The sequence below is a fragment of the Azospirillum sp. A23 genome, assembly GCF_042938965.1.
GTDB lineage: Bacteria > Pseudomonadota > Alphaproteobacteria > Azospirillales > Azospirillaceae > Azospirillum > Azospirillum melinis.
This window is the reverse complement of sequence record NZ_CP170665.1, coordinates 302,443-308,781: the sequence shown is the minus strand read 5'-3', so window position 1 is coordinate 308,781 and position 6,339 is coordinate 302,443. Positions and strand designations below refer to the sequence as shown.

Genomic DNA, 6,339 nt, shown 5'->3' with positions numbered 1-6,339 from the left:
GGCGGATGTCTCCCGAACCCTCATCAGGGCAAGCGGCTGGCGTGCGCCGCGCCGCCGGGCCATGGGAGCCCGTTCGGCGCGGCCTTGTTCTTGGCGAGCGTCGGGAAGCTACCGCGGGGATGTTACAGTTTGACGGTCAGCGGGCGCTGAGCATGCAGGTGCGGTCCGACGGCATCGGCAGCGCCACCGGCTTGCCGTCCGCCCCGGTGCCGCGCACCACGCGGCCGCCGGCTTTTCCGCCCGAGCTGGGCTGCGAGGCGGGCTGCTCTACGATCTCCGGGTCGGTCACTTGGCCGGCGACCGTCCATTGCCGGGTCTGCGGGTCCTGGCAGCGCAGCTCGTAGCGGCCCTTCATCGGCTCGGCTGCTGCCGGGGCTGCGACCAGGGGCGTGACGGTGCCGGTCAACAGGAGGGCGGCCAGGGTGGCGATTCGAGGGGGAAGATGGCGGGGCATGGCGGTGTCCTTCTTGGGAAGGCCGTCGGCAAAGGGGATCAGCGGCGGATATAGGCGGCGTAGCCGATGCTGTCCGGCTCGCCGATATAGCGGTCGAGCTGCCAGTCGGGGGAATTTTCCAGATAGGGGCGGACCAGCCGCTGCTTTTCCGTGTCCCAGTCATGGGCCAGCAGAAGCGTGCCGGGCCGGCAATGGGGCTCGAAGAAACGGAGCTGCCCGAACGTCTCCTCCCCGTCGCTGCCGCCGTCGAGGAACAGACTGTCCACCCCCTGCTCCGGGTCGATGTGGGGCAGGAACAGCGCCGGGTCGCCGCCCAGCAGGAACTTCACATGCGGGCTCAGCTCCGGCAGGTAGCGGGCGTAGTAGCCGGCGGCGAGCGCGTAGTTGTTCTGCTCCGCCTCCAGCGTCACCACCTGTCCCGCACCCAGCTGGCGGAAGGCCGAAGCCAGGAAATATGTGCTGCCGCCGCCCAGATAGGTCCCGATCTCGAAGCACTGGCGCGGCCGGCGCTTCAGGATCGCTTCGAACAGGGCCCTGCGGTCGGCGATGTACATCTGGCCCGGCAGGTCGCGGCAACCCTCGAAGAAGAACTGCTGGCGCTCGTCCCACTTGGGTTTGACCGCCACCATGTAGAGGGCGCGGCCCACATCCGTCAGCTCATGGTAATTGTGCCGGAAAACCTCCATGGAGGGCATGGACATGGGGGGTGTACTCCTGACGGTGGCCGTGCCGGACTGTAGGCGCCGGCTGGCGGGAGGGTCAACCGGGGGAGGACACCGCCCGGGCGATGTCGGCCTGCCAGACCATGCTGACCAGCGCGATCTGGGTCAGCAGGTGCATCTCGCCGCGGCTGATGGCCTCCAGCAGCTCCGTCCGCGTCAGGAACAGGATCTCGGTGTCCTCCAGATCGTCGGAAACCGGATCGGCGACCCGGCGGCAGCCGGTGGCGTGGAACATGTGCGACCAGGCCCCGCCCTGGTTGGCGTTGACGATGTAGGCGCCGAGGTCGGTCCAGCTTTCCGCCTCCATCCCCGTCTCCTCCATCAGTTCGCGTCTGGCGGCGGCCAGCGGATCCTCGCCGGGCGACAGATGCCCGCCGGGAAAGACCAGCCCGACCTTGCGCGGGCCGTGGCGGTACTGGCGGTAGGTGACGATCCGCCCGTCCGCCGTCTCGGCGAAGATGCAGGCAAAGGACGGCTGGTCGAACTGGTAGTAATCGTCGATCCGCCGCCCATCCGGCAACTCCACCGTCTCCACCCGCACCTTCAGGAACGGATCGGCGTCCAGCAGCTCGCGGCTGCCCAGCACGGTCCAGGGGCGATGCAGGCGGTAGGGGCGATGTCCGGGCATAGGCTGTCTTTTGCTTTCGCTGGTCGCGGCGGAAGGGCTTGCTGGCGATGAGCTAGCAGCAGCCATCCGTCCGGTCCAGTTCTCCTCATGGGGAGGGAGCCCACCCGTCCCGTTCCTGCAATTGGCGGATCATGCGGATGGAAAGCAACCCTGAAAAGAAATTCATAATATCAGTGTCGTCTGATGAGGTATAGGTTACGGCTTTCGGTACATCTTGCGTAGCCCCTTTCTTCGTTCGCGTGTGTCGAATGAAACAAGATGTGACCGATTTTTTCTAAACTTCGATTTTGATTGAGCCGTTTCTGCAAAAGGGCTTATCGGTTCCCGCACGAGTGCAACCATCTTCGATGCAGATTTTGTCCGGTTCCCTGCTCCAAGGCTCGATTCCACACCTGATCCACCAGATCTGGAAGACAGGCGACATCCCCTCCGGCTTCCAGGCGCTGCAACGCAGCTGGGTCGCGCGCAATCCCGGTTTCTCCTACCGGTTCTGGACCGACGGCGACATCGAGCGCTTCGTCGCAGAGGAGCATCCGGCGCTGCTGCCGGTCTTCCGGGGCTATGCCGATCCCATCGCGCGGATCGATCTGGCGCGCTACCTGATCCTGCGCCGCTTCGGCGGGGTCTATGCCGACCTCGATTTCGAATGCCTGCAGCCGATCGACGGGCTGTTGAAGGGGCGGAGCCTCGTCGTCGGGCTGGAGCCGGAGGAGCATGGCGGGCTGGCGAAGGCGGTGGAGCGCGGCCTGTCCCGCATCCTGTGCCCCTCCTTCCTCGCATCGGTGCCCGGCCATCCCTTCTGGGACCATCTGCTGGACCGGCTGGTCGAGGCGCGGCACTGCGCGGATGTGCTGGACGCCACCGGCCCCTTCCTGCTGACGCGCGCCCATGCGGAGTATGAGGGAACGGACGGCGCCGCGGTGACGGTGCTGCCGCCGGAGCTGCTCTATCCCGTGACCAAGGAAGACTGCTGGAGCGGCCGCCTGTTCGATCCCGTCTTCTGGGAGCGGGTGACGCGCCGGGCCTACGCGGTCCATTACTGGGAAGGCACCTGGTTCCGGGACGGTGCCGGGCGGGGTGCCGCCCTGCCGCGGCAGATCGCTGCGGTGGTGACCGACGGGCGGCCGGAAGAGGACCGTGTCCCGGTGGCGAAGGCGCAGGATCTGCCGCTGATCTCCTGCCTGATGGTCACCAGGGGGCAAATGGCGGAACGGGCGGGCTTGCTGGAATTCGCCATCGACGGCTTCGCGCGCCAGACCTACCCCAACCGCGAACTGGTCATCGTCTGCGACGGCCTGGCGCTGCCGCAGGACGACCCGCTGGAGCGGGCGATCCGTGCCGCGGGCTGCCCGAACGTCCGCCTGCTCCGGGTGGAGCCCGGCGACCAGCCCGGGGGGCGCACGCTGGGCGAGCTGCGCAACATCGCAGTCGACCATGCGGCCGGGCTCTATGTCTGCCAGTGGGACGACGACGACCTCTACGACCCCTGCCGGCTGGAGATGCAGCAGCGGGTGCTGGTGGCTGCCGGCGCCCAGGCCTGTCTGCTCGGCCGCTGGATGATCTGGTGGCCAGCCGAAGACCGGCTGGCGGTGTCCTGCGAACGGGACTGGGAAGGCTCGCTTCTGTGCGAAAGGGCGTCGATGCCCCGCTATCCGGCCCTTCGCCGCGGCGAGGACACCCCGGTGGTCGAGCAGCTGCGCCGCAGCGCCCGGGTCGTGCGGATGGACCTGCCGCGGCTCTACACCTACGTCGTCCATGGCGGCAACACCTTCACCACCCGGCATTTCGAGGAGCACTGGCAGGCCGCCACCGCCCGCTTCAGCGGCGAGCGCTGCCGCGCCGTGCTGGAGGAGATGGCCAAGCGCCTGCCGGTGGAGCCATACCGCCGCGTCGCCGCGCCCGTTCCAGCCACCGCCGCGGCGCGGCAGGAGACGGTGCTGGTGCTGACCCCGGTGAAGGATGCCGTTCCCCATCTGCCGCGTTATCTGGAACTGCTCGGCCGGCTCGACCACGATCCGTCCCGCCTGTCGCTGGGCTTCCTGGAGGGGGACAGCCGCGACGGCACGCATGGCTGGCTGGCCGACCGGCTGCCGGATCTGCGTCAGCGCTACGGCCGGGTGACGCTGTTGCGCCACGATTACGGATTCCACCCCGGGGGACCGCGCTGGGCGCCGGAAATCCAGCGGCGGCGGCGGGAGGTGCTGGCGCGCGCGCGCAACCGGCTGCTGTCCGGCGCGCTGGAGGACGAGGATTGGGTGCTGTGGCTCGACGCCGATCTGGTCGATTATCCGCCGGATCTGCTGACCCGGCTGCTTGCCGCCGGGCGCGACATCGTCGTCCCCCGCTGCGTCCTGCCCGACGGGCGGACCTTCGACCTCAACAGCTTCCGGCTGACAGGCGAGGAGGACCCGCGGCATCTGGTCGACGGCATCTTCCAGCCGCCGCGCGGCTCGGGCCGGCGCTATCTGGATTCCTTCGCCGGCGAGGACATCGTGCCGCTGGACGGGGTGGGCGGCACCGCCCTGCTGGTGCGGGCGGACCTTCACCGCGAGGGCTTGTGTTTCCCCCCCTACAGCCACCGCGGCTACATCGAGACGGAAGGGCTGGCGGTGATGGCCAAGGACATGGGGGCGACGGCCTGGGGCCTTCCCGGGCTGCGCGTCGTCCATGGCGCTTGGTGAGCGCGCCGCACCGCAAGCAACCAGGTCAGATCAGGAGCTTTGGTCATGGGGTTTCCTCCTCCCTCCGTACCGGACAAGCTCGAGCCCCAGCTGGCTGTGAGCGTTGTGGTGTGCAGCTATCGCCGCCCGCACCTGCTCGACCTGTGTCTGGACAGCCTTGTGCAACAGACGGCCGCCGTCGGCCGGCATGAGATTTTGATCATCGACAACAGCCCACAGCGGGAGGCCCATCCCATTGTCGAGCGCTGGCAGGCTGTCTTTGCCGCGCGTGGGGTGGCGGTGCGCTGTGTGCTGGAAGAGAGCACCGGGGTGGCCTTCGCCCGCAACCGAGGCCTTGCCGAGGCCTCCGCCCCGTTGATCGCCTTCATTGACGACGACGAGCGCGCCTTGCCAGGTTGGCTGGAGAGGCTGATCGCGCCTTTTGCCGTCTTTGGCGAGCGCGTTGACATCGTCGCCGGCGAAGTCGAACCGGATTTTGGCGGCGTTGCGCGCCCCGACTGGCTCGGCGATGACCTGCTGCACATCTTCTCCTGTCGATGGGGGTGGGACACGCAAGCGCGGTTCCTGAAACCACAGGAGTGGTTTGGCGAGGGCAATTGTGCCTTCCGCAAGCGCTTGTTGGACACGCAAGGCTTTCCGACCGATCTCGGCCGCACCGGCGGGAACTTGATGGCAAGCGAGGGAGCCGTGTTCGTGGCGCTGCGGGCTGGGGGCGCGGCCACCTATTTCGTACCGCAGGCCAAGGTTTCCCATCGGATCCACCAGGATCGTCTGGACAAGCGGTGGGTGCTGCGGCGCATGTTCTATCAAGGCATATCCAACTGCATCGCCCATCGCCGCTATGGCATGACGGAGCCGCATCAGGATTTCAACCTCAGCCTGGGAAAGCTGATGGCCCTCGACGTCGATGCCTTGGATGCCAAGGCTCTGCACGCGCTTTCCGGCCTTTATTACAAGCTTGGCTATACCACAGCATCGAACATGTACTGAGATGGCAGTCCTGCTGTCCGGCGCCACACAAATCTGGTTCACCAATAGTTCCAGAGTGTTCGGCATAGTCTGAGAGCGGCGGGACGGTCGGACCATCATGATTTCGCGGCGGTGACTGCCGGCTTAACTATTTGGTTGCGGAACGTTGTTGGGACGTGAGCTTTTGAGCTATCTGGAAATACGGCGGGTTTCTTCTACGTCGCCATCAACCGCGCCTCACGGTGGGTTCACTCGGTGGTCGAGGACAAAGAGACCGAGGCCTGCGCTACTACCTTTCTGAAGGAGGCAGTCGCCACCTTTCCCTTCACCATCATCCAGGTCCTGACCGATCGTGGCTGCTGCTTCACCGCTGACGCGTTCGAGGCGGCCTGTCGTGCGCTCCCAAGACCAACGGCATGGTCGAGCGCTTCAACGGCCGGATCGGTCGGGAGGTGCTGCTGATGTGTATCGGCACCCATCAGACCTTGGAGTGCCTGCTGAAAGGCTACGATCTCGCCTACAACGCTCGCCGCCAACGGGTCTTGGATGGCCGATTCCTCGACGAGGTTGCGAGCGAACGCCTGAAAGCAAGGCCGGAGCTGATCAATCCAATCTATCGACCTCCCGATCCCTGACCGAAACCAAAATCGCGGCGCAGCTGGAGGTGTTAAGCGCCAAGGAGGTGTCACAACCTGACACCGCAAGGCTGAGCCAACCTTCAGCGACGCCTTCGCCACCGTACGCCTCCAACTCTGGCGTGAAATGACTTTCTCAGCATCAGCTCCCATGCGGAGATCGCGAAAACCGCGGACCCTATCCTCAACCGCGTTATTCACGCCGTCTGCTTCCCAGCCCAAATGCGCAAAGTCCAGCGGACAGCCCGTT

Annotated in this window: 6 protein-coding genes; 3 read left to right on the top strand and 3 right to left on the bottom strand. The window is 66.3% G+C overall.

Annotated elements, in window-relative coordinates; all coding sequences use genetic code 11:
• Positions 1-136: 136 nt before the first annotated feature.
• Genes ABNQ40_RS09275 through ABNQ40_RS09265 form a run of 3 tightly spaced genes read right to left on the bottom strand, consistent with a single transcriptional unit; the run spans position 137 to position 1,804 of the window.
• Positions 137-454, bottom strand: coding sequence for a hypothetical protein (locus ABNQ40_RS09275; RefSeq protein WP_109047067.1), 318 nt, complete (start codon positions 452-454; stop codon positions 137-139).
• A 38-nt stretch (positions 455-492) separates the two neighbouring features.
• Positions 493-1,155 (bottom strand): class I SAM-dependent methyltransferase, encoded by a 663-nt coding sequence (locus ABNQ40_RS09270; RefSeq protein WP_109047068.1) that lies wholly within the window; start codon positions 1,153-1,155, stop codon positions 493-495.
• Between the two features lie 58 nt (positions 1,156-1,213).
• A complete protein-coding gene (locus tag ABNQ40_RS09265) occupies positions 1,214-1,804 on the bottom strand; it encodes an NUDIX hydrolase (RefSeq protein ID WP_109047069.1) in 591 nt (196 codons plus the stop codon).
• 347 nt (positions 1,805-2,151) lie between these two features.
• Here ABNQ40_RS09265 and ABNQ40_RS09260 point away from each other — a divergent pair, with 347 nt between their 5' ends.
• The 3 genes from ABNQ40_RS09260 (at position 2,152) to ABNQ40_RS09250 (ending at position 6,089) form a co-directional block, all read left to right on the top strand.
• A complete protein-coding gene (locus ABNQ40_RS09260) occupies positions 2,152-4,485 on the top strand; it encodes a glycosyltransferase (RefSeq protein ID WP_391346172.1) in 2,334 nt (777 codons plus the stop codon).
• A gap of 45 nt (positions 4,486-4,530) precedes the next feature.
• A complete protein-coding gene (locus tag ABNQ40_RS09255; RefSeq protein ID WP_109047071.1) occupies positions 4,531-5,475 on the top strand; it encodes a glycosyltransferase family A protein in 945 nt (314 codons plus the stop codon).
• Positions 5,476-5,870: 395 nt separating this feature from the next.
• The gene (locus tag ABNQ40_RS09250) at positions 5,871-6,089 is read left to right on the top strand and encodes a hypothetical protein (protein ID WP_146255365.1); all 219 of its coding nucleotides are present in this window, start codon (positions 5,871-5,873) and stop codon (positions 6,087-6,089) included.
• Positions 6,090-6,339 lie beyond the last annotated feature (250 nt).

Coding starts and splice junctions, on each gene's coding strand:
- ABNQ40_RS09275 (WP_109047067.1), bottom strand. CDS start 454: ATGCCCCGCCATCTTCCCCCTCGAATCGCCACCCTGGCCGCCCTCCTG.
- ABNQ40_RS09270 (WP_109047068.1), bottom strand. CDS start 1,155: ATGTCCATGCCCTCCATGGAGGTTTTCCGGCACAATTACCATGAGCTG.
- ABNQ40_RS09265 (WP_109047069.1), bottom strand. CDS start 1,804: ATGCCCGGACATCGCCCCTACCGCCTGCATCGCCCCTGGACCGTGCTG.
- ABNQ40_RS09260 (WP_391346172.1), top strand. CDS start 2,152: ATGCAGATTTTGTCCGGTTCCCTGCTCCAAGGCTCGATTCCACACCTG.
- ABNQ40_RS09255 (WP_109047071.1), top strand. CDS start 4,531: ATGGGGTTTCCTCCTCCCTCCGTACCGGACAAGCTCGAGCCCCAGCTG.
- ABNQ40_RS09250 (WP_146255365.1), top strand. CDS start 5,871: ATGGTCGAGCGCTTCAACGGCCGGATCGGTCGGGAGGTGCTGCTGATG.